The sequence below is a fragment of the Dyadobacter frigoris genome, from assembly GCF_005280585.1.
GTDB lineage: Bacteria > Bacteroidota > Bacteroidia > Cytophagales > Spirosomataceae > Dyadobacter > Dyadobacter frigoris.
Genome location: NZ_SZVO01000006.1, coordinates 363316 through 388602 on the forward strand (window position 1 = coordinate 363316; position 25287 = coordinate 388602).

The 25287-nt window shown below is 39.6% G+C and carries 17 protein-coding genes; 6 read left to right on the top strand and 11 right to left on the bottom strand.

What is annotated here, in order from left to right:
* Positions 1 to 29: 29 nt before the first annotated feature.
* Entirely contained in the window at positions 30 to 1097 is a 1068-nt protein-coding gene (locus FDK13_RS36510; protein ID WP_310588066.1) for a hypothetical protein, read from the top strand.
* A 31-nt stretch (positions 1098 to 1128) separates the two neighbouring features.
* On the top strand, positions 1129 to 1425 hold the full coding sequence (locus FDK13_RS15030) for a winged helix-turn-helix domain-containing protein (protein WP_137340819.1): 297 nt from the start codon (positions 1129 to 1131) through the stop codon (positions 1423 to 1425).
* A 73-nt stretch (positions 1426 to 1498) separates the two neighbouring features.
* Here FDK13_RS15030 and FDK13_RS15035 read toward each other — a convergent pair whose 3' ends face one another.
* Positions 1499 to 2011: a DUF2911 domain-containing protein gene (locus FDK13_RS15035; RefSeq protein ID WP_137340820.1), complete on the bottom strand. Its 513-nt coding sequence runs from the start codon at positions 2009 to 2011 to the stop codon at positions 1499 to 1501.
* 97 nt (positions 2012 to 2108) lie between these two features.
* On the opposite strand from FDK13_RS15035, the gene recG reads away from it, so the two are divergent.
* A complete protein-coding gene (gene recG / locus FDK13_RS15040; protein ID WP_137340821.1) occupies positions 2109 to 4229 on the top strand; it encodes an ATP-dependent DNA helicase RecG in 2121 nt (706 codons plus the stop codon).
* A gap of 10 nt (positions 4230 to 4239) precedes the next feature.
* Here the strand turns inward: recG and FDK13_RS15045 are convergent, their stop codons facing one another.
* The 8 genes from FDK13_RS15045 to FDK13_RS15080 all read right to left on the bottom strand — a co-directional run bounded on the left by FDK13_RS15045 (position 4240) and on the right by FDK13_RS15080 (position 12524).
* Entirely contained in the window at positions 4240 to 4971 is a 732-nt protein-coding gene (locus FDK13_RS15045) for an energy transducer TonB (protein ID WP_137340822.1), read from the bottom strand.
* A gap of 75 nt (positions 4972 to 5046) precedes the next feature.
* Positions 5047 to 6393 carry an FGGY-family carbohydrate kinase gene (locus FDK13_RS15050; protein ID WP_137340823.1) on the bottom strand — a complete coding sequence of 449 codons (1347 nt, stop codon included), beginning with the start codon at positions 6391 to 6393 and terminating at the stop codon, positions 5047 to 5049.
* A gap of 143 nt (positions 6394 to 6536) precedes the next feature.
* Positions 6537 to 7232, bottom strand: a complete 696-nt coding sequence (locus tag FDK13_RS15055) for a GDSL-type esterase/lipase family protein (RefSeq protein ID WP_137340824.1) — start codon at positions 7230 to 7232, stop codon at positions 6537 to 6539.
* 92 nt (positions 7233 to 7324) lie between these two features.
* The gene (locus tag FDK13_RS15060) at positions 7325 to 8017 is read right to left on the bottom strand and encodes an outer membrane beta-barrel protein (RefSeq protein WP_137340825.1); all 693 of its coding nucleotides are present in this window, start codon (positions 8015 to 8017) and stop codon (positions 7325 to 7327) included.
* 9 nt (positions 8018 to 8026) lie between these two features.
* Positions 8027 to 8683 carry a hypothetical protein gene (locus FDK13_RS15065; RefSeq protein WP_137340826.1) on the bottom strand — a complete coding sequence of 219 codons (657 nt, stop codon included), beginning with the start codon at positions 8681 to 8683 and terminating at the stop codon, positions 8027 to 8029.
* A gap of 206 nt (positions 8684 to 8889) precedes the next feature.
* Positions 8890 to 10200, bottom strand: coding sequence for a TolC family protein (locus FDK13_RS15070; protein ID WP_137340827.1), 1311 nt, complete (start codon positions 10198 to 10200; stop codon positions 8890 to 8892).
* Positions 10201 to 10235: 35 nt separating this feature from the next.
* Positions 10236 to 10898 carry an ABC transporter ATP-binding protein gene (locus tag FDK13_RS15075; RefSeq protein ID WP_137340828.1) on the bottom strand — a complete coding sequence of 221 codons (663 nt, stop codon included), beginning with the start codon at positions 10896 to 10898 and terminating at the stop codon, positions 10236 to 10238.
* A gap of 210 nt (positions 10899 to 11108) precedes the next feature.
* On the bottom strand, positions 11109 to 12524 hold the full coding sequence (locus FDK13_RS15080) for an alkaline phosphatase (RefSeq protein WP_137340829.1): 1416 nt from the start codon (positions 12522 to 12524) through the stop codon (positions 11109 to 11111).
* A 1574-nt stretch (positions 12525 to 14098) separates the two neighbouring features.
* Between FDK13_RS15080 and FDK13_RS15085 the strand changes: the two genes are divergently transcribed.
* Positions 14099 to 16210, top strand: coding sequence for an outer membrane protein assembly factor BamB family protein (locus FDK13_RS15085; protein WP_137340830.1), 2112 nt, complete (start codon positions 14099 to 14101; stop codon positions 16208 to 16210).
* A 685-nt stretch (positions 16211 to 16895) separates the two neighbouring features.
* On the opposite strand, the gene FDK13_RS15090 is transcribed toward FDK13_RS15085, so the two are convergent.
* Entirely contained in the window at positions 16896 to 17642 is a 747-nt protein-coding gene (locus FDK13_RS15090; RefSeq protein ID WP_137340831.1) for a DeoR/GlpR family DNA-binding transcription regulator, read from the bottom strand.
* A 232-nt stretch (positions 17643 to 17874) separates the two neighbouring features.
* Here FDK13_RS15090 and FDK13_RS15095 point away from each other — a divergent pair, with 232 nt between their 5' ends.
* Positions 17875 to 21048 (top strand): SusC/RagA family TonB-linked outer membrane protein, encoded by a 3174-nt coding sequence (locus FDK13_RS15095; protein WP_137340832.1) that lies wholly within the window; start codon positions 17875 to 17877, stop codon positions 21046 to 21048.
* 27 nt (positions 21049 to 21075) lie between these two features.
* Positions 21076 to 22356 carry a RagB/SusD family nutrient uptake outer membrane protein gene (locus tag FDK13_RS15100; protein WP_137340833.1) on the top strand — a complete coding sequence of 427 codons (1281 nt, stop codon included), beginning with the start codon at positions 21076 to 21078 and terminating at the stop codon, positions 22354 to 22356.
* Positions 22357 to 22873: 517 nt separating this feature from the next.
* Here FDK13_RS15100 and FDK13_RS15105 read toward each other — a convergent pair.
* The gene (locus tag FDK13_RS15105) at positions 22874 to 25252 is read right to left on the bottom strand and encodes an ABC transporter permease (protein WP_137340834.1); all 2379 of its coding nucleotides are present in this window, start codon (positions 25250 to 25252) and stop codon (positions 22874 to 22876) included.
* Between the last annotated feature and the right edge of the window lie 35 nt (positions 25253 to 25287).

A 25287-nucleotide genomic window follows, 5' to 3' on the forward strand; every position in this document is an offset into this window, starting at 1 on the left:
TACACACACTGAACGAAATCCGAAGCCTTATGGAACGGTCTTCAAAGTTCTTGTCGTTAAGCGGATTAAGTGGTGTTTTTGCCGGTTTGTTTGCATTAATTGGTGCCGCTGTCGCCTATGTACGTTTAAAAACTGACTGGTTTTCCGAAAGCTTTTCATATACTCCCGCTGCGGCCACAACACAAAATGAAGCCATCCGCTTTTTACTTTTGGACGGATTTCTGGTTTTATTCTTTTCACTGGCCGTCGGGATCATTTTCACTGTCAGAAAAGGCAGAAAACGAGGATTTCATCTTTGGAACAGCAGTTCGAGACGCCTTTTATTAAGCATGATGATACCACTGGCTACTGGCGGGATTTTTTGCCTCGCTATGCTTTCTTACGGATATATCTGGCTGGTTTTACCGGCAACACTCATTTTTTACGGATTGGCATTGGTCAACGCAAGTCGTTATACCTGGCCGGAAGTTTCCTATATGGGTATTTTTGAAATCGCTATTGGTTGCGCCGCGCTGTTTTTTACGGGATTTTCTTTACTGTTCTGGTCAATCGGTTTTGGATTATTACACATTGTCTATGGACTGGCGATGTATAAAAAATATGATTTAGAAGAAAATAAATCCGCTGCCTCCTCAAAAAAAGGAGGTTTAACTGCATTATTATTTCTTTTACTTTCCACAGCATACTGCAACGCGCAGACTTCTATGCCAATTCCTGTCGATAGCACTGCCAGGAAATGGTATGACAAAGAGACAATGTATCTTCAGGGAAACAATAGTTACATCAAAAATAACATGGTATACTCAGGGCAAAAAGCGATTCGCAGAGAATTTTCTATTTCGCCGGGCGGCATGCAGCTTTATGTTCAATCGAGACGCAGAAAAAATATTGCTTTGGTGATTTCACTTGTTGGTTCGGCTGGCTCAATCACATCGCTTATAACCGGAAATCGTGATGCGCTTAAAAAATTCTTTTGGGTATCGCTGGGAACAGGTCTTGCGTCTACTTTAATAACGTCACAAGCAAATAATTTACGCGATCAGGCCGTGTGGCTGAGAAACCGAGATGCACTACTTTTTATGGAAGTCAATAAGTAGTTCGGGAATGACTTCATAACTTGCGGGCAGAATGGAATGGTTAGAAAAATTTAATAAAGTTTTTGAAAGTAAAGTACGGCTGGGAATTATGTCTGTTCTGGTTGTAAACGAAGCTGTGAGTTTTAATGAGCTAAAAGAGCTGTTACAACTTACAGACGGAAATCTTGCGTCACATCTGAAAGCGTTGGAAGAAACGGTATATATAAAGGTTCAAAAGCAATTTATGGGAAGAAAACCTCTTACAACCTACAAGGCCACAGAAGCGGGGCAAAAAGCATTTACCGATCATCTTCAGGTTTTGGAAAATATGATCCGGCAAAATATGTAGATAACTTGTTGTAAAGCAAAAAAATCGCCGATCCTGATTTCTCATGACCGGCGATTTTTATAAATATTGAAAATTAGAATTTCAAAGGAACAGTGAAACCTGCTTTATCCCACTGAAATTGCAATTCTGTATCTTTTACAGTAAAAGTAAGTTTCTCTGCTGATGTTGAATAGGTCTTCGCAGGGACTGTTACTTTCAATACATCTTTGTCTTTAATTTCTTCATACTTGTAAGCGCCCCATTGTTTCAGAGTACTGTTAAGAATCAAAGTCCACTCTTTTTCGTTTGGCGTTGCAAAAAAAGTATAAGTACCGGCCTTAACTGCTTTACCACCAAACATTCCGTCTTTTTTGAATGTAATTTCAGTAGCATTATTAGCTCCGATCCTCCAAACTTTTCCGAAAGGTTCAAGGCTTCCGCTTCCTTCTTTTCCAAAAAGAACACGTCCGCGTTTTGATGGTTGTCCGTATGCTACTGAAACATTTTTGCCTTCGGCAGTGATTCTTGGGCTTTCAGGAGCAGTTTGAGCTGATGCAAATGATAAACCTACTAATGTTAGGAATAAACTGAAAAATAGTGATTTCATAAACCTGGTTAAGTGATGGTTGTTGTTTCGAGAACGAAATACGTAATTCAAAAGTTGTTAACCAAGCCATTTAGTTCAAATTTCGTACTTTTGAAAAATGACTTCCCAAGAGCAAACATCCGTCCGAACAAACTTTTTCGATACCAAAATCGAATTCCTGAAAGGTATGGGCCCACAACGGGCCGCTTTGCTTAATGTCGAATTAGGAATATTCACGTATGGTGACTTATTGCAGCACTACCCTTTTCGTCATGAAGACCGCACGATATTTCACAGGATCAGCCAGTTATCAGAATTAATGCCAGCTGCTCAAATCAAAGGCAGACTAAGAGAATGGACACTTGTTGGTGAGGGAAATAAAAAAAGACTGGTTGCTCAATTTTCGGATGGAAGCGGAGTTTTGGAACTCGTATGGTTTCAGGGTATTACTTATTTTGAAAAAAGTCTTCGGCCCAATACAGAATATATTGTTTACGGAAAACCAGTCGCTTTCGGCTCCAAGTGGAGTATTACGCATCCGGAAATAGAATTATTAACGGCTGAAAATGAGAAAGGCGGTTACTGGCAGCCGGTTTATCCTTTGACTGAAAAACTTCGTCGGAAGTTTGTTGATAGTAAAGTAATTGGCAAACTTATTCGCACATTACTTGAAATTTCCAGACCACATATTCACGAAACTTTACCGGAAAATCTGGTTCAGAAATACCGGATGGTTACGAAGGCCGATGCACTCTGGAATCTGCATAATCCGCAAAGTCAGCCATGGCTGCATCAATCGGAACGACGACTAAAATTTGAAGAGCTTTTTTATAATCAGTTCAGACTGATCAAAAACAAGCTTTTGCATAAAACGGAATATCCCGGACAGGTTTTTACAAAAACTGCTTTGTTGCGGGAATTTTATGAAAATCATTTACCCTTTGAACTGACCGGCGCACAGGTTCGTGTACTGCATGAGATTCGTGAAGATCTGAAAACGGGAAAGCAAATGAACCGTTTGCTGCAAGGTGATGTAGGTTCCGGAAAAACGATTGTCGCTTTTATTACCATGCTTTTGGCGTTGGATAATGATGCACAAGCCTGTTTGATGGCGCCAACAGAAATCCTGACTGATCAGCATTACCAGGGACTGAAAAAGTTTGCTGATTTGCTAGGCATTAACATTGGAAAACTGACCGGTTCAACAAAGAAAAAAGATCGTGAAATAATTCATTCCCAGCTTCTGGACGGCTCCATGCAAATTATTGTGGGCACACATGCGCTGATCGAAGATATTGTACAGTTCAAAAATCTGGGACTTTGTGTGATTGATGAACAGCACCGTTTTGGTGTGGCGCAGCGAAGTAAACTTTGGGCTAAAAATAAATATACAAGTCCACATATGCTGGTGATGACGGCCACGCCTATACCAAGAACGTTGGCGATGACGCTTTACGGTGATCTTGATATTTCTGCAATCGATGAATTACCTGCTGGTAGAAAACCGATCAAAACCGTACATCGTTATGATGCACACCGACTTTCTGTTTTTGGTTTTATCCGTGATGAAATTGCAAAAGGCCGGCAGATCTATATGGTTTATCCATTGATCGAAGAATCTGAAAAACTGGATTTGAAGGATCTGATGGATGGTTATGAAAGTATTTCCAGAGCATTTCCTGATGTCCCGCTCAGTATTCTTCATGGCAAAATGAAGCCGAAAGACAAAGATTTCGAAATGGCCCGTTTTGTAAAAGCGGAAACAAAAATCATGGTGGCAACGACTGTTATTGAAGTCGGCGTAAATGTGCCAAATGCTTCGGTGATGATTGTTGAAAATGCGGAAAGATTTGGTCTGTCACAATTGCATCAACTTCGGGGACGCGTTGGCCGTGGAGCCGAACAATCTTATTGTATTTTGATAACAGATTATAAAATCAGCAAGGAAACAAAACTACGCCTTGAAACCATGTGTCGCACCAATGATGGTTTTGAGATCGCAGAAGTTGATTTACAGCTTCGTGGACCGGGAGATATTTCGGGAACACAGCAAAGTGGGTTGATGGATTTACTGATTGCCAATCTTGCCCAGGATGGCGAGATCTTGAAAGCTGCAAGAATTTCAGCCGAAGCAATTTTAAACACTGATCCGGATTTGGAACTACCGGAAAATGCTCCGATTAAGAAACATTTGAGTAATATGCGGAAAGAAGAAACAAATTGGAGCAGGATTAGTTAAGTTCCAATAACTATTGAAGCGTAAAATTAACCGGAAGTTTGTACTGGATATCCAAAGGAATTCCATCCCGATCTGCTGGTTTCCATTTTGGCATTTGTCTTACTACCCGGACAGCTTCCCACGATAAAGAGGAATTTGGGGAGGAAACAACATTTACATTATCAAGCGATCCATCTTTTCGTACAACAAATGAGACAACAACTCTTCCTTCCAGGCCTTTCTTTCTGAGATCTTTGGGATATTTTATGTGCTCGCCCAAAAAACTGTACATTTCCGGAATTCCTCCCGGAAACTCAGCATTGGTAAAATTACTTTCGCTTCCATCTTTTTTATAAAGATGCTGTTCAACAAGTTCTCCTGAATTATCAAATTTCCGAAACGTATCCAGTTCACCACTTTCGTAATATTCATAATGTTCATCAATCTGATCATTATTGTGGTATTGGCTTTTGGTTTTTACCTGCCCGTTTTCGTAATACCATACAAAAGGCCCCTGCATTTTAGTTAGCTTTTTGTCAAGATAAAACCCTTCCATTTGTATTTTCTTACTCTTAAAATAATCTTTCACTTCCCAATAGCCATTATCATTTTCAAAAGCAACGCGACTATATTCTGCTTCCAACGGATTTCGAATTATCTTCCAATTCTTGTCATAAAATAATTTAATGGTATCTGTTTGGCCAAAGCAAGCCATTGAACAGGTAAAAAGGGAAATCAGACTAAGCGTAAAAATTTGTTTCATAGCTAAAAAGAAAGCTATACTTATTGGTGAACGGACCAATAAGTATAGCTCGGTTACATCAAAATCATTAATTTCTTAAAAACCTACAACTTCCTTAATCTCCCCTAAAAACTCAAAAGATTGCGGACGCGTTACGTGCAAAGCTGCACCAAGCGAAGTCGCGTAAGGTAAATCTGTCGCGTAAACTTTATGTTCCGGGAAATTATGGGCTACGAGTTTTGTGAAAATTTCATTTTTCGAAAATCCACCATCAATATAAATTGCCTGAACTTCATTAATTCCAATAAGATTCAGGGAAACAGTCAACATATCTGTAAGCCCTTTCAGCAAATGGTGATAGGCCGCCTCAGCTGATGCAAAAGCACTAACCTGCCATTCTTTGGTATTTGCTTCCGGAAAAGGCCCATTACCGGTCATACATGCAGAATAAAACGGCGGTGTATCTGCTTTTAATATTTCTTCATTAAAGACTACGCTTTTATAAAAATCAGCATCCTGGTTAAAATATTCTGCGATACGGGCAACCTGAAAATCATGCTCTTTCCCCATAAACAAACGGGAAGTAGTAACGCCACTTCCCTCAGGAGTAAGATAATTCATACAATCCTGATGAAGCTGATTTCCAGTTAATGGCTTGGAATAAAATGGATTGAAATTGATACACCACGTTCCTGTTGAAAGCAAAACAAAAGGTTTTTTTATAGCCAGGCGGTAAGGCACCAGAGCAGCCGAACTGTCATGCAAGCCAAAACCCGACTGCATACTTTTCTCTCCATCTCTGTAAATGAAAGAAGATGATGCAAGTACCGGAGGTAATTTTTTCTGAATTGCCTCTGCTTTTACCCATTCATGATAGTCCCACATTTCGAAACTCCATAAGGCTGTGTGGCAACCCAGAGAAGTATAATCACTTGCTTTTCTGCCTGTTAGCAGATACAAAATATACTGCGGCAAGTGAAGAGAAGAAATTATTTTCTTATAAACATCAGGTTGGGTGTATTTCAGCCAATACAATTGCATTCCGGAATTCAGCATTCCCATCGCAGGAGAACCTGTTTGAAGTGCTATCCTTGTTGGGTCACCATGCGTACTGTAAAACTGGCTTAATAGAGAATCCGGCAGCGGTTTAAGGTAAGAATATAAAGGTGTAACCGGCTTATTACTTGCATCCAGATGCACAAGACTTGCACCGTAAGCCGCCGCATTAACAGCCTGGATCTGATATTTTGGATTATTTTTAAGATCCACCCAACGCTCCTGAACCCATTCGGTAAGGAGCTCAATATTTTCAGTAGGGAACCCATCCTCATCCACAGTCTCAGGAAGTGATTCTGTTACTTCCTCTACAATCTGATACTTTTCGTCAAAAAGTACATACTTTTTATTGGTCCTGCCAATATCAAAAACCGCCGTTACTTTCATTATTTTGAATGCGCTATCACTTTTAGTCTCCGGAAATCTATTTTTCGGTTAATATAGTGACTTTACTTTAAAACCTATACCCTTAATATTACTTTTAAATCTTAAAAACTAACAAAACATCTAAGACAGATATCAAATATATTCTACTCATCTTTTTGTAAAATTGGTTTCAATACGGCAGTCCACCGCTTATAACCTTCGACATTCATATGCAGGCTGTCGCCAAGGAAAATACTTCCATCCGGACGGCCATCTTTTATCATAACCGGCCAGATATCAATATAATCATGGTTGCGGTCACTTTTTATGAAATCCTTTATGAGCTGGTTAGCCTTTTCAACATCTTCTTTTTTCTTCCAGCGGGATGGAGATGGTTTTAAAGAGACCCCATAAATCTTTGCCTTAGGTTCATGATTATGAATCATTTTTGTCAATTTCACATATTCATCCCTGACCTGCTCCGGTGTTTTTGACTTCTTGCCAAACATGTCATTTTCACAGTAGATAACAACCGTTTTCGGATGGTATTTAAAAATTGTCTCGTTGGCATAATGGATCACTTCCGGAAAAGTGGAACCTCCAAAACCACGATTTATAATCGGCAACGGTGCAAGATCTTCGGCTGCACTCTGCCATTTTGTAAATGTGGAACTTCCCGCAAAAACGATTCCACCGGGAGCAGGCATTTTCACAGAATCTTTCTTTTCAAAAGCTTGTATTGAACTCTGCGACCTGTCTACGGAATAATCCGGCTCCCAAACTTTATCAAGCGCAGTGTAATTCTGCTTATGACATGAGGAAATGAAGAGAATGCTGAGGATAACAAAATACTTTTTCATTTAACAAAAAAACGGTAGATACACAAAGAAGGCATATCTACCGCTTATCTAATAGTGTTTAGTTAATTATTTATTATTCGTTTTGAATTGTTTTACAAAAAATAGCGAACACCAAAACCAACACTCGGAAACTGGAAGGATGGAGAAAATTCATAATTAAATGTTTTTTGACTAACATCATAATCACGATTATCCAGACCTGACTTCAAGATCGTGTAATTGGTATTCACAAAATTGGATACAGCTATATTACCTGTTATCCACCATTTATCGGACAATTTGTAATATAACCCAGCACTCAAACCAGCAGAAAGCGAAACGACATCTGTCTTAGTTTTTATCAAAGAAACTCCATCGCCTGAATTTGAATATTGACTGGAATTATCATATCGAAAACTAACATCCGGCCCCACGAAAATCCCGACTTTGTCATTAAAGTGTTTGTAAAACTGCCAAAAATGTCCTACACCAACTCCCAAACCATTAATGCCATTTTTCTCATTATTCGTGGGTACGCCATTATTGTAAGTGGTAAAATTTTGTTTGCTGCCGGAAAGTGATGTGTTAAGATTCCAACCGGAAGCTCGGGTACTGGTTTTGAATTTTCCCAGTCCGACATTAAAACTATAACCGTAATTATTCGAAGATTTTTGTAAATCAGGATTACTGTTGCTAAACATCAGAGATGCGGACCCTGAAATAAATTTCTGGCCTTCCCATTGCGCTTGTGCCATTTCGGAAACTGCCAAAATGAGTATCACTATCAAGTAATATATATTTTTCATGATCTGATTTTAGTTTTTTTGAAGATACCAGGACGCTCTTACAGAAAAATAACTGGTGAGATTTGTCGTCACCGCTGAATTGAAATATAAGCTTTTCGATGTTGGATATTGTTGATAGCCTGCTGCCAGTGACAAAAAATTCAAATCCGTTTCCAATGCAAATCTTGGAGTGATCCAATAAGAAATACCTGGTGTCAATTGTAAACCAGCCGAATAACCATCTGTCTTTCTCGGTTCGCCATTATACGTACTCTTGAAGTGTATGTAAGACAAAACCACCGATGAATTCAGGAATACTGCCCATTTCGGGCTAAGCGATTTATAATGCCTGATATAAGGCGATATATTATAACGTAAACTATTGTTCATGTACTCAGATTCCTGGCCAGAATAGGTATCTTTCACTTTTTGAAAGATCAGGTTCGTGCCAATACCGATTCCAATCATTTTATTTTCACTCACAAATTTCCCAAACTGAAAAGAGGGATTCAAGTTGAATGTATTATACTTAGTATCGCCAGGACTTGACAAATTGTCAATCGCCAAATGACTACCATTAAAATTAATTGTTGCGGCAACGTACTTCGTGCCTTTTTGGAGTTGCGCTTTGACGGGCATGACAAAACCGATAAAAGCTGTCAAACCAATAAGAAGAGTTTTTTTCATGACTATGAGTAGTTGATTTCAAAGCCAATATAATGAAGAATATGTAACCAATATAATATTTATCATAATTTAAATTATTTTAACATAAAATATAAAAAAAGAGGCCTGCACTGAATGCGGCCTCTAAGTATTACCAACCTAACTAACTAAGAAACTTCCGGCTTTTGGCACTGGCCATAAGCTTTTGTCCTACGTCAATATCTTTCTTAATATATCCCTGTCCAGTTTCCCTGGCGGTAAAATTGAAGTAATCTTTGTTTCATCATATATTCATATTTTGCCTGAATCGCATTGGCTTGTGATTTTCCAAGATTTGCTTTTGATAAGGCATATTCAAAAATATTGGCGGTTCCGGCATTTAATTTACTTTCCACTACTGTAAAACTTGCAGTCAGTGATTCTACCTGACCTTGCGCCGCACCAAAACGATCCGCCGTACTATTGACGTCCAAAACGGCCAATTCAACCGATTGACGCAATAATTGCTTTGCAATATCAAATTGATTTTGCGCCTGGCGCTCCTGAACTTTTGCAAGTTCAACACGTGGACGTGTTACCCAGCGACCCATAATCGGAATGTTTAATCCAAGACTTAAAGAACCGTTTCGTGTTGCATTCAGCTGTTTGAAATAATCCAGATTAGTATTGGTTGACGCGTAAAACGCACTGATATTGGCACCCAAAACAAGTGAAGGATAATTGTTTGCCTTAATCGATTTCACCAGATAGTAATAACTTTTACGGGTCAGCTCAGCGCTTTTAATTTCGGGAAATTGTTTCAACGCATCTTCATAAACTGCCTGTACATCTTTTGCATCAGCCGGCCATTCAATCGGACTTAACGGTTCAAAAATAACCGAATCGTCCGGATCAAGATTCATTCTTTGAAACAAAGCTAATCTTGCCGTTTTATAATTATTTAAAGCCGTCACCATATCAAACCTGTCATTGGCAAGGGTAGCTTTGATTTCATAAAGTGTACTTTGAGCAGCAACTCCGGCATTCAATTGTTTTTCAACCCGGTCAACCTGCTGTTTGGAAGACTCAACCTGCTGAACATAAGATTCGTACAAAGATTTTGTCGCCAAAACATTTACATATCCCTGTAAAAGCAAAATCGTTTGCGCATTTAAAACCGCCTTTCTGTTTTCATCCGCAGATTCCTTCAATACCTGGCTTTGACGTATCTGATTCTGGATTTTAAATCCCTGGAATATATTCATCTGAAAGTTGGCACCGATGGAATTATAGTTGTAAAGCTCATCAATATACGCATTGGTATATTGATCAATACTACGTCCAAGATTTAAGCTGTGATTGGCTCCAACACTGATTTGCGGCAAAATCAACGATTTTGTCTGCCGTAAATTTGCCTGCGCCACTTCTGCCTGAAGATTCCCTGCACGGTATACCAGGTTATTTCTGGACAAAAGTTCAACGCAATCCGCAAGACTTAGCGTTTTTTGCGCCTGGACAAAGAATGGAAACAGACAAAAAAGTAGTAATAAACGTTTCATGGCTAATAGATAAATTATAGAGGATAAGTAATGAATTAGGCCAGCCAGCCATCTTTCAGCCTGATTACACGGTTTCCATACGTAGCGTTAGCCTCCGAGTGGGTTACCTGCACAATCGTTACTTTATCTTCCTGATTAAGTTTTTGAAATAATTCCATAATTTCCACCGCCTGTTCAGAATGCAGATTTCCGGTTGGTTCATCCGCAAAAATCACTTTTGGATTATGCACAATAGCACGGGCTACTCCGACCAATTGCTGCTGTCCGCCGGAAAGCTGGTGTGGAAAAAGATCTTTTTTTGCAACCATATTGAAGCGGTCAAGCAATTCGGCCACGCGGCTTTTTCTTTCCGATCCGGAAACACCTTTGTAAAGCAACGGCGTTTCTATGTTTTCATAAACCGTCAGTTCATCAATTAAATGATAAGCCTGAAATACGAAACCAATATGATGACGGTGTAATTCTGTACGTTTTTTTTCAGTCAGTTTTTGAACCGGTTCGTCAAGGAAAAGATATTCACCTTCCGAAGGCTCTTCAAGCAATCCCAAAATATGCAGCAAAGTTGATTTCCCCGAACCTGACGGGCCCATAATGGAGACAAACTCGCCTTCCTTAATATTCAAATCAATGTGACGCAACACGTATGTTTTGCCAAAACCTGCCGGATAGTGCTTGGAAATTTTTTCTAATTTGATCATTATAAATTATGATTTGAGATTTTGATTCACAAGAATAAAGACATTTACCGGTGATTCTAATTCTCTTTTGTTTAATTCGTTTTGAAAAAGCCTTGCCACAAATTTTTATTATTGAATATCAAACACTTACGATTTATACCAAAATAAAACCGTCCGAAATCGTACACTTTTGTACGGTTTCGGACGGTCAAAATTCTTTTAAGTATTTGATCAGCTTTGCTTTCTTACATCGGTTGCATCAAGCATAAAATTATGCAGATCCGTGTTTTTTACGAATGGTTTCAGCATTTCACTTCCCGGCCCAAACATTGCCAGTTCCACGTAATCAGCCGAATGATCCATACCTGCCCAACCAATAGAAGTGTAGGCTGATTGGATCTGACCAAGTTCTTTGAACGGCAGTTTTTTAGGATTATATAATCCTTCTTCGTTCAAAGTTGTATAATGTGCCAGCAAACTTTCCGCCTCCGCCTTTTTGATCGCATAACCCTGCGCCTCTTCCAGTCGCTCAATGATTTGTGATGAAGTGGAATTCTTATTAATGCCATTTAAAACCCAATCATTACTATGTTTGAAATGATGCATGTAATCGAAATTTTTCTCGGTCATTGAGCCCGAAAATAAACCCGGATTTGCATTTCCGTGATCTGTTGTGATAATGACAAGCGTTTCCTTATCATGTTCAGCAAAATCGATAGCTACTTTTATTGCATCGTCAAAAGCAATCTGGTCATAAAGCAATCCGGCGGAATCATTGGAATGGGCAGCCCAATCCACTTTTCCTCCTTCAACCTGTATCACAAAGCCTTTTTTGTTTTTCTTTAATTTATCAATGGCAACTTTTGTCATTTCAGCCAAGGTAGGAATCTGCTCTATTAATGTTGAATCATGCTGATGATCAACAGAAAATGGCAAAGCATTATCCGCAAAAACGCCTAACAAAGGCTTTGTTTCCGAGGCAGAAAGATTGAATAATTCTTTTTTTGTTTTGACCGTCACATAACCCGCTTCATCGAATTTTTTGTATACATTATCTTTGTCTTTTCTCTTGGCTGGATCAAAATAATCCTGTCCGCCACCCATCATCACATCAAATTTCAAAGGCAGATATTGTAACGCAATATCATTCTGATCTCCTCTTGATTTGTTGTTAATACAAAAACCGGCCGGCGTCGCATGTGTTATTGGAACCGAAGTTACACAACCTACGGATTTTCCAGCTTCTTTAAATTTTTGCAAAATCGGTTTGTTATAACTTCCATCCGGATTCGCATTCAGGGAACCATTATTGACGCGAACTCCCCCGCCCCAGGCAGAACTCGCCGCAGCGGAATCGGTAACAAATGAGTTCGCAGAAGCGGTGTCCATAAAGGCACGTTTTGCCTTATTATCCAGATATAACTGCATCCAGTGGCTTTGCCTTCCTTCTTTCCGTTGCAACAAAAGGCTGGCCATATTGAGTGTCCCGGTGCTCATACCGTCACTAACCATGAAAATTATATTTTTGGCAATTGTGCCACTTCCTTTTATAATCTTGTTGTTATTACCAAACAGATCCAATGGAGAAAACAACGAACCTGCTGCGACGGTAAGGGAGGAATTTCTAAAAAAATCTCTTCTTTTCATTTCAATAATTTGATCAGTTACAACAGGATTGACGGTTTTCAATGACTTACAAAGTACCGTTTTGAATGTTATCGGATTGTGAGTTAAATGTTGTATTTGGGTTAAATCAGAGCAATTTCACCTCCATGAAAATTCTTCAAAATCCGGAACGTTTCTTGTCAAATAAAGAACCATTTTCAAAATTCCAGGAGACTCCTAACGGAGTCAGGATAACGAGCAAGGTATCCATTTGCTATAAACAGGACACCACGCTGTGGTGATTGATAAAGCAGGGTTTTGATCTGTTTATTACATTTTTGATATTGAAAATAATGATTTGTTTGTTGAAATATATCTAAATTTCTACCAACCACAGCTCGCTAGAGCATCCTGTTTATAGAAAAATTTCCCCAACGCCAGTTCTGCTCCGTTAGGTGCCGCTTAATAATCAGGCGACTCCTACGGAGTCAGGATATCGAATGAGAAATTTTTTTGCTATAAACAGGGCACCACGCTGTGTTGATAATAACGCAAGGTCCCTGCTAATTTATCACCCTTTTCATTTTAATAGAAAATCACAATTTCTTAGTTGGTAAAAACCTCTCATTTCAACCAACCACCACTCGTTAGAGCATCCTGTTTATAGAAAAAAAACGAAAGATTCCTGATTTGACTCCATTAGGAGCCTCCTGTTACTAATTGAGAAATATTTTGATTTCAACAGCGCATCATAATCATACTTTCGTCATTATGAAATTCACATTTATTTATTGATACAAACTTCCCATTTCAACCAACCACCGCTCGTTAGAGCATCCTGTTTATAGAAAAAAAACGAAAGATTCCTGATTTGGCTCCGTTAGGAGCCTCCTGTTACTAATTGAGAAATATTTTGATTTCAACAGCGCATGATAATCATACTTTCGTCATTATGAAATTCACATTTATTTATTGATACAAACTTCCCATTTCAACCAACCACCGCTCGTTAGAGCATCCTGTTTATAGAAAAAAACGAAAGATTCCTGATTTGGCTTCATTAGGAGCCTCCTGTTAATAATTGAGAAATATTTTGATTTCAACAGCGCATGATAATCATACTTCCGTCATTATGAAATTCATAATTTATTTATTAACAAAAACGTCCCATTTCAACCAACCACCGCTCGTTAGAGCATCCTGTTTATAGAAAAAAACGAAAGATTCCTGATTTGGCTCCATTAGGAGCCTCCTGTTAATAATTGAGAAATATTTTGATTTCAACAGCGCATGATAATCATACTTTCGTCATTATGAAATTCACATTTATTTATTGACAAAAACGTCCCATTTCAACCAACCACCGCTCGTTAGAGCATCCTGTTTATAGAAAAAAACGAAAGATTCCTGATTTGGCTCCGTTAGGAGCCTCCTGTTTAATTTGACATATTTCTATTAAAAACGCCACAAAATATTAATTTCATTATCAACCAAAACCCACACAACCCAATAATTTATTTGAATTTCAACATTATCCAATCAAAACAATTAACTTCACTTTTTACTAAAAACGGTATTGAACAAATCAATATTTCTAAAATCACCTGAACCCGTTAATGAAAAAAATATTTTTACCCGCCATTGTTTTAATGGCCGTTTTACTTGTGTCGGCACGACTTACAAATAATGGCAAAAAGAAGTCCTCCGACGTTGATTGGCCAGAATATCTCGGCGGCTCCGACCGAAATCATTATTCTGCTTTAACACAAATAAATACCTCCAACGTCGGCCAGATAACCAAAGCCTGGGAATATCATTCATTGGATTCCGGGCAGGTGCAATGTAATCCCATCATCGTAAATGGAACGTTATATGGTGTAACTGCGACAAATCAGGTCTTCGCACTGGATGCTGCGACAGGAAAAGAAAAATGGAAATTTGCAGCGGGAAAAGGCGGCGGACTTAATACGAATCGCGGTGTAACCTACTGGACAAGCGGAAGCGAATCCAGGATTTTGTATGCTTACGATTCCTGGCTTTACGCGCTGGATGCCAATTCCGGAAAACCGATTAAATCATTTGGAGAAGATGGCAGAGTGAGCCTGAAAAAGGGATTAGGAGAAACCGCGAAAGATAAATTTGTCATTTCAAACACACCCGGAACACTATTCGAAGATCTGATCATGATGCCGCTTAGACTCTCGGAAGGTCCGGATGCAGCTCCCGGAAATATCCAGGCATTTAATGTGAGAACTGGTGAACTAGCCTGGGTTTTCCACACGATTCCGCATCCTGGCGAATTTGGCTATAACACCTGGCCGAAAGATGTTTATAAAAACACAGAAGTTGGTGCCGCAAATAATTGGGCCGGTATGGCGGTTGATAAAAAACGAGGCATTTTATTTGTCCCGACAGGTTCGGCAGGTTTTGATTTTTACGGAGGAAACCGTGCGGGACAAAATCTTTTTGCCAACAGTTTATTAGCGCTGAATGCAAGAACCGGCAAAAGAATCTGGCATTTTCAATTGGTCCATCACGATATCTGGGATCGTGATATTCCTGCACCCCCTAATTTGATTACGATTAAAAAAGATGGAAAAACGATTGACGCCGTTGCTCAAGTAACAAAAGCAGGATTTGTATATGTTTTTGACAGAGTTACAGGAAAACCCGTTTATCCGATAAACGAGATCGCCGTGCCAAAAAGTGATATTCCTGAAGAAAAATCATGGCCTACACAACCGGTTCCTACGCTGCCAAAACCTTATGCACGTACGACTTTTACAGAATCTGACATTAACCCGCATTCGGTTGATCATGATTCTCTGTTAACCGTTTATCGTAAAGCAAATAAAGGCATGTTTCACCCCTTTGGGAAAACGCCCACAATCATTTTGCCAGGCTTCGACGGTGGTGCAGAATGGGGAGGTGCCGCTGTGGATCCTGATGGCATTATGTATGTAAACGCCAATGAAATGCCTTGGATTGCGAGCTTGTCCAATACACCAAAAGATGATGAGTTATCAAATTTAAGTCCAGGACAACGGGTTTATACCTTGAATTGCGCTGTTTGTCATAGTCCGGAGCGCAAGGGAAATCCAAGAAGCGGATATCCTTCTCTGATTGATATCGGACAAAGGCGCGAACGTGATTATGTATCCAAACTTATCACAAGCGGAAAAGGGATGATGCCTGGTTTTACAAGTATTACCGGAACTGAAAAACAAGCTCTTATTGCATTTTTATTTGGTGACGAAAAAGTGGAAGTTGCTTCGGAATCCAAAGATAAAAAAGGTCCTTTTGTACCATATAAATTTAATGGTTACAACAAATTCCTGGATAGCAAAGGATATCCTGCCATCAGTCCTCCGTGGGGAACTTTAACGGCTATTGACTTAAATACCGGAAAACATGTCTGGCAAAAAACGTTGGGAGAATTTAAGGAATTGACTGCAAAAGGCATCGCTCCAACCGGAACGGAAAATTATGGAGGACCGGTTATAACGGCCGGTGGATTGTTATTTATCGCTGCCACAAAGGATGGAATGTTTAGAGCTTTTGATAAAAAAACAGGGGAATTATTATGGCAAACTGAACTACCTGCGGCAGGTTTTGCTACACCAAGTACATATGAAGTAAATGGAAAACAGTACATTGTTGTTGCTTGTGGCGGGACGAAACTTGGGACAAAAAAGGGAGATAGTTACGTGGCTTTTGCATTGCCTTAATTTTATTTTCAAAAGAAAATGAGTCGTGAAGGATATGTCACCCTTTCAGGGTTTAAAATCTTACACAACCCATTTTTTCTATAATAATGCCATCCCTTCGGGATTATTTAATACAGAGCATTTGGGATTGAAATAAAGTAACAAATTTGAGAGAAAGTGGTCATGAAAAATTATGTCTCCCTTTCAGGGTCTAAGATCTTACACAACCCATTTTTTCTATAATAATGCCATCCCTTCGGGATTATTTAATACAGAATATTTGGGATTGAAATAAGGTAACAAATTTGAGAGAAAGTGATCATGAAAAATTATGTCACCCTTTCAGGGTCTAAGATCTTACACGATCCATTTTTTCTATAATAATGTCATCCCTTCGGGATTTTAGACATTAGAAGATTTTAGATGTATTAAAGTAATGGATTTGAAAGAAATTTGCTCTGGAAAATATGTCACCTATCCGGAGCTCAGGCTTTCCATAATTCATTTTTTTCAATAATTCCATCCCTTTGATTTACTTATCAAAACTTTGAGAACACGGTTTTTCGTACAATCCCGAAGGGATGACATTGTTATAGAAAAGCCATAACATCGACAAACCCAAACCCCGAAAGGGTGGCATATGAATTTCTACAACTTCTTTATTTTTCAACCAAAATCGCGATTGAAAATCCTCACACAGATTCAATTATAAAATCACCAAATTCTCTCGCCTGTAAGCTTTAAGATCCGCACTTCCAGCTTCCAATTCTGTAACCAGATAATTGACTTCTTCCAGATCACAAACTCTCAAACGCTGCACAGTATCCAATTTTTCTGAAATCGTCAGGATTGCTGTTTGCTTTGACGCCTTCATCATGGCACGTTTAACCTGTACGGTTTCCATGTCAGTTTCTGTAATCCCTTCATTGAAACTGATTCCGTTTGCTCCTAAAATGCATAAATCTGCATGAATATCAGCAAGGCGACTGATCACTTCACCTCCGGAACTAATCTGAGAAGTTTTTGCGATGGTTCCTCCTACAAAAATAACGGTCGCATTGGCGTGATCACAAAGCTGCAAAGCCGTTAATAAACTCACCGTAAAAAAAGTAGCCGAAATATCCATAGGAATCTGGTGGATCAGCTCGCTGACTGTCGTCCCTCCTCCAATGACTACAAACATATCGTTTTTGATCAATGACACCGCTTTTTGTGCTATTGCCTGTTTTGCAGAAGCAGCATAAGCCTTGGTTGTAGAATAATTGAACTGGTATGATTTGGACAATGCACCACCATGTACTTTAACAAGTTTCCCGGCTTCGGACAGCTCATTCAAATCACGACGAATGGTATCTTCCGAAACATTCAGCAAAACACTTAAATCCGAAGACAATGCACGGTTGTGCAGATTTATCTGCTTCATGATGAGCATCTGTCTTTCTTTTTTCATCATGGAGGTTGCAGGCTGAATCATAAGTATATCTAAAATTATTCTACGGATATTCCGAAAAGCGATTTAATATTTTTGATAAAAGTATTTATAAAAAATAATCTACGGCATTTTTAAGATATTTTATTTATAAAAACTTTTACCGCTCTATTGATATTTGAAATTCATATGCGGATATTTGTCGATATCAATGCGTTTTTCTGAGCTTTTGTAACATCTCCTTAAAAAATCATTTATGAGAAAAAAGGTCTATTTATTTATACACTACCTGCGGTCGGTGACTGTATTAGCGGTGGTGATGCTTGTGTCTATACAAGCCATGGCACAGTCCTACGCCATCAAAGGCAAAGTGAAGGACGACAACGGACAAGGTATTCCTGGCGTTTCGGTTCTTATCAAAGGAAGTAATGTTGGCAGTGTCACGGATGCCGAAGGCACGTATACGTTAAATGCGGATTTGAAACCCGGAAATTATTCCCTGGATTTCTCGTCTATTGGATATGCATCGCTTAGCCAGAATCTGACATTAGGCTCACAAACATCACTGGTAGTTGATGTGACGATCAAAGAATCCGTGGCCGTTTTGGATGAAGTCGTGGTGACTGGTTCAACGATTAAATCAACCCGGAGACAATTGGGAAATTCAATTAATTCCATCAGTTCAAAAGAGCTGGTAAATTCCGGTTCTGCCAATTTATTTTCTGCATTACAAGGTAAAGTTCCCGGTGCGCAGATTACCCAAAACTCCGGAGATCCTTCGGGTGGGATGACGATCCGTCTGCGCGGTATCAAATCTTTGCAGGGAAATTCGGATCCTTTGTATGTAATTGACGGTGTTATTTTGAGCAATACTTCGGTCAACGTTTCGCAATATGCGTTGTCTGATCAGGTTGGTTCGGCAATTGTCGGAACAAACCGGATGGCGGATATCAACCCGGCTGATATTGAGTCAATGAACATTATTAACGGCGCAGCTGCGGCAGCTCAATATGGTTCACGCGCTTCCAACGGTGTTGTTTTGATCACAACAAAACGTGGAAAAAACGGTGCTCCTCAAATCAATTTCTCTACAAGCGTGAGTGTAAACGAGCTTCGTAAAAAATTAAAGATCAGCACGTATGGAAAACAATTTGGGTATTCAAGCTTACGTCTTGGAACGATTACAGGATTAACAGCGGCACAGATCGCAGCAAATCCTGGAACAACGACAACGCCAATTATCCGTGATGGGGTAACGGCAAATCTTGCTACCAATGAAGTAGATGTGCAGCGTTACGACTATCAGGATGAGATTTTCAGAACGGGCGTTGGTACAGATAACGCGCTTTCAATCAGCGGTGGAAATGAGAGAACGCAATATTATGCTTCTCTTTCTTATATGAAAAACCAGGGAATTGTGCAGGGAACTGACTTTCAACGGTATGGACTTCGTGTTCGTCTGGAACAAAGACTGGCAAGCTGGGCGAAACTTTCAACAGGGATTACTTACAACAATAGTTTTTCCAATGAAAAACCAAACGGAAACGTTTTTTATAGCCCGATCAACTCGATCAACATTACCAACAATATTTACGACATCACAAAACGTGATGCGAATGGTAATTTGCAGGCTGTGGAACCAACGCGTGTGAATCCGCTTACTGTTGTGGAAGATATGAAATTTACACAGGCTGTTAACCGTACCGTAAACGATGTGCAATTAAATTTAACTCCTTTAAAAGGATTAAATATCGACTGGATTTTCGGTATCGATGCATTTTCACAATTAGGAAAAAACCTGATTCCGCCATATCCTTATGCTACAATTTCCGGACTTCCTGCGGAACGTTATCCAAAAGGTTTCGCTGCCAATGTGAACAGCACAACTTTCCAGTATAACAATGATATCAATATTTCATACGAACGTGATCTGACGCCTGATTTCAAATTAAATGTTGTTGCCGGAACAAGTTACCAGAATAGCAAAACGGATATTTCAGCTGCCAGCGGACAAAATCTTGCACCTTTTATTCAAACTGTAAGCGGTGCTGCAAGTACAACTGTAAAAGCCAATTATACTTTGGACCAATTTGACTTATTCGGGGTTTTCGGACAAGCTACTTTTGGTTATAAAAACCTGGCATTTATAACAGGTGCCGTGCGTAGCGACCGTTCTTCTAAATTCTCTTCTTCGCAATCGCATCAGACGTATCCTAAATTCAGCGCAAGTTTTATTCCATCTGACCTTGATTTCTGGTCAAAAGGAGGTCTTGGAAAAGTTGTTAATACAGCAAAAATTCGTTATTCATGGGGTAAATCAGGTAACATGACCGGTATTGGAAGTTATGACCGCTTCTGGCAGTTCAACTCCGTACCTTTCCTGGGTCAAAACACAATCTTGCCAAGTGGCACTTTGGCAAATCAGAATGTAAGACCTGAATTTATGACAGAAAATGAAGGTGGTGTTGACCTTACTTTCCTGAATAACAAACTGACTTTGGGTGTTACAGCTTACAAGCAAAAAATTACAGATCTTGTTGTAAACCGTGTTTTGGCTGCTACCAGCGGTGGTACAAGTGCGATTGACAACGTGGGTCAAATGCAGAATAAGGGTTATGAAGTAAGTTTGAGTTACACTCCAATACAGACGAAAGATTTCACCTGGGATGTTAGTGTTATTTACAGTCAAAACCGTAATAAGATTATCAAACTGGGAAGTCCATTGATTCTGCAAAACACAGTTTCCGGTGCACCTTCTTACCTCATTGAAGGACAGGCTGCCAGCGTATTTTACGGAACATTTTTTGCCCGTGATGAAAACGGAAATCAAAAATTAACAAAAGATGGCTTGCCACAATCTCAAAAAGGTGTTCAGTCTGCAACGGATCCTTTGGCTTATACTCCATCGCCTAATGGTACTGACGGACAGTTTACCACCAATACTACCGTTAGAAAAATCATCGGAAATCCTAACCCGAAATGGACTGGCTCATTTGTAAATAATTTCACTTACAAACGCATCGGTTTCCGTTTCCTTCTGGATGCTGTACAAGGAATGCAGGTATTTAATGCTGACCGTCGTACGCGTCAGGGTGTTGGTATCGGCGATTATTCTGAAAAAGAATTGAAAGGAACCTTGCCACGCGGTTATGTTTATTCAATTTACAACACAGAAGAATGGCGGGTTGACAATGCTTCTTTCGTGAAACTTCGCGAGATCAACATTTCATATTCTCTGCCAAACATTATGAAAAATGTGAAAAACATCAACATTGCACTTTCTGGCCGCAACCTGATTTCATGGGATAAATACGATGGTTATGATCCTGAAACAAATGCTGGTGGTAACAGTGATTTATTGCGTGGTGTGGATTTTGGAAACGTACCGATTCCTCGCACGTATCAGGTAAAAATTTCCGCCAGTTTTTAATTTGCTCATTAACACAATCTTATTGACATGAAAAAAACACTTATATATACGATTCTGGCATCAGGGATTTTGACTTTCAGTTCCTGTGAGCAAAAAGAATTTCTAAACCCTAGCGCGGCCAGCGAAATTCAGGTAGTTAATGATGTTTATGGACTTATTGCACTTGCCAACGGACTTCAGTACCGTTACAGCGTAGGTGGTGGCGGTGTGGTTTACACATTTATCTCAGCAAACGGACTTACAACAAAGGAACTTCTGGTATTAAATGCCGGGAATACCGATCTGGATCTATTAAGCAAAGGTTCTGGAAACGTGCAAGGCAGTAACGCTGTCATCACTTCGTTATGGGCTCAAAGCCACTTGACGAAATCCAATGCAGATATCGTTTTGAAAAATATTGACAAAGCTGCTGATCCCGGGCTGAAAAGCGGAATCCTGGCCTATGCGTCAATTTTCCGCGCATTGGCGTTGGGAGATCTTGCAGAATTCTGGCAGCAGGCTCCTATTGGAACAGGAACTAATATCACTTTTAATTCACGTCAGGATGTTTTAAAAGAAGCTATCACAACGTTGGAAACGGCTGCTGCGGCAATCGCTGCTACGGCGCCGTCCTCCGATTTCACAAAACTTGTTGTGAATAGCATTGATATGCCCAATACGATACAGGCACTAATTGCCCGTTACAGCCTGATGTTAGCAGATTATGACAAAGCGTTAACAGCAGCGAACAAAGTTGATCTGACAAAAAAATCAGCTTTTAATTATGATGATGTAAGTCAGAATCCGATTTTCTTCAGCTCGTTTGGCAACAGAAATGTAACGGAACCGGTCAGTACAGCACTTGGACTGCCTGACGCATTAAAACCTGACGCTGCCGACAAGCGCGTAAGTTTTTATACGCAAACAGCGGCACCAACGAAGAATTTGGGAACTGGTTTTTTCACTGCAAACACTTCTCCGATTCCGGTTTATTTACCGGGTGAAATTACGCTTATTAAAGCAGAAGCCCTGGCTAGAAAAGGGACTATTGACACTGCGATCACTGAACTGAATAAAGTCCTTACCAAAACAACGGATGCATGGGGAATTGGTGCTGCCTTGCCTGCTTATTCAGGTGGTACAGATGCCACTTCGGTTTTGACCGAGATTTACAGAAATCGTTGTATCGAATTATTTATGTCAGGTTTAAAATTGGAAGACAGCCGTCGTTTTGGACGTCCTTCTACGGAACGGAACCGTGACTGGTATCCTTATCCAACCAACGAACGCCAGAATAATTCAAGCACACCGGCGGATCCGGCAAACTAATTTTTCGGGATAAAAAGTAAATGCCAGAATCAGGATTTTTCCCGGTTCTGGCATTTTTCTTTTCCTGTATACAAGAAAAAATCTAACGTTATTTTATTTTCATGGCGCTTTGATAAATGGGTTACTGTTTGAAATAGTGGTCCCGACAATTGTCAGAACCACTATTGAATTACCAGCAACCTATCCAGTATGATTCTGAATGAAATCTCAATGGACTTCAAACACTAAAAAAGGGATGCCAGAAATTAAGTAACTAACTATCAATTATTTAAAATATTTTATTAAAAATAAAATGTTCGATTGCGAACAGCTTTGTTCGGTTTTAATTAATGTTATTATGAATTTCGGGTCTAAATAAGGGAGGTTTCGATGGCATTCGTTATAGATTTTTTCACCAGAATTACAGACGTTTTCCGCCAGAAATAAATTCTGGTCCAGGGGACAAATCCCATGGCTACAATGTCAGTCATGCCGATCGCATTTTGTAATTATAAAAGTATCCTTTGTACAATCCGCCTTACTCTGAACGAAGTGATTTTACCGGATTCATCAGAGCGGCTTTAATCGCCTGAAAACTTACCGTTGCGACTGCTATGGACAAAGCTATAAAGCCAGCCAAAATGAATATCCACGGTGAAATTTCAATTCTGTAAGCAAATTCCAGCAACCACCGGTTCATGGCATACCAGGCAATGGGTGAAGCTATTAAAATTGCGATTAGTACCAGTTTTATAAAATCAAGTGAAAGTAAACCAACAATTCCCGAAACGGAAGCACCCATTACTTTTCTCACACCCACTTCCCGGGTTCGCCGGGTAATGCTGAACGCAGATAATCCCAACAATCCCAGACAGGAAATCAGGATGGCGAAGGCGGCAAAACCGATGAATAATTTGCCAAAACGCTGCTCATCACGGTACTGATTAGTATACGCTTCGTCGGCAAAGAAATAAATTAACGGCAAGTTAGGGACAAGCTGTTTCCATTTTTTTTCAAGCTGCTGAATACGTTCCGGCATGTTTTCATCTGAAACATTCAATGTCAGGAAAGTGAAAAATCCCGGAGATACACGAAGTATCAACGGCTGAACTTGTTCCTGAAAAGACCGAAAATGGAAATCCTTAACCACACCAATAACTAGTCCGTTGACATTCAATTGTGAAAAACGTTTGCCGATTACTTCTTGCGGATTGGCATAACCCAAACTTTTTACCGCGGCTTCATTAATAAGTATGGTTTCTCTTAAATCTGACCCAAATTGTTTGGAAAAACCCCTTCCCGCAATGACAGAAATCTGATATTGTTTCAAAAAATCATAGTCGACAAAATACGTATCCAGTTGAAAATCCTGCATGTCGCTGCTTTTATTTTCAAGTTTTGTAGGATATATGTGATTCGATTTGCCTGGAATACTTGAAGAAATTGAGGCTGCTGTAACTCCCGGAATTTTGGTTAACTGATCCTTTATTGTCTCTTCGTGACTGGTAATCTTATCGTCATATTGAAAATCAATGACCAGCATATGATCTTTCTTGAAACCCAGTTCCTGATTTTGCATAAAATGGAGCTGACTATACACTACAATCGTTGCGACGATCAGAATAATTGAGATTGAAAACTGTGCAATAACCAACGCTTTCCTAAACGCGATTCCCTTCGAAACAGAAATAAATCCACCTTTGAGAATACTGACGGGCTGAAAACGGGAAAGAAAAAAGGCTGGATATATGCCGGAAAGTAATCCGATAATTACGGAAATCATGAACAGTATTCCAAGATTTCCCAGGTTTTGAAATATACTGATGCTCACCGTTTTTCCTGCCAAATCGTTGAAATATGGTAAAAAAAGACTGCAAACAATGATTGACAATACAAAGGAAGTCAATGCTAAAACCAGTGCTTCAATCAAAAACTGAAAGACCAGAAGCCTTTTTGTAGTACCCAAAACCTTTCTCACACCAATCTCTTTTGCCCGTTGAATAGACAAGGCTGTCGTCAGATTAATAAAATTAAAACAGGCGATAAAAAGTACAAAAGCTGCAACAAACGAAAAAATATAAACGTGACTACGGTTTCCATTTACAGAACTACCGGTTTTGGAACCCCGTGGTTTTCCATCCAGATAAACGGTTTTCAACGGTTCCAACGCCAAGGAATATTGACCTTTACTTTGATCGAAATGATCTTTTACAAATCCGGGAAACTTTGCAGTCAACACCGCCGGATCCTGGTTTTCTGGTAACAACAAATAAGTATAAAAGAAAAACCGCTTTGAATTCTGCATCCATTCTTCTCCCAGGGTCGACATTGAGAACAGCATACTCACCTTGAAGTGGGAGTTATCCCGTATATCTTTCATGATGCCCGTAACGGTTGCCTGCTCCTTTCCGTTGACTTTTAGAGTTTTTCCAAGAGCGTTTTCTTCTCCAAAATATTTACGTGCTGCCGTTTCGGATAAAATCACAGAATAGGGCGCATTAAGACTTTGTGCCGGATTGCCGCTTATTAAAGGAAAAGTAAAAACGGAAAAGATCGAAGAATCTGCATAGGCGATATTCTCCTCACTATACTGCTCCTCGCCTTTTTGAATAATCAGGTAATCAAGAAAAATCCGGGTAGTCGCCTGCACTTCCGGGAAAGCCGCCTGCATGGACGGAGCCATAGTCGCCGTTGTGCTTAACTGATCCGTTCCATGGTCTGTTTTAATGTCAGTAACGAGCCGGTATATTCTGTCTGATTTTTCGTGATACGTATCGTAGCTCAGTTCAAAATGAACAAAAAGTAAAGCAAAATAACAGACGCTCATCCCGATGGTAAGGCCAATCAGATTAATGATCGAAAATCCTTTTTGCTTCCATAGATAGCGTATCGCTGTGATGAAATAGTTTTTAAGCATGGTGAGCAAATCTGGTTAACGGTTAATATTTTCAC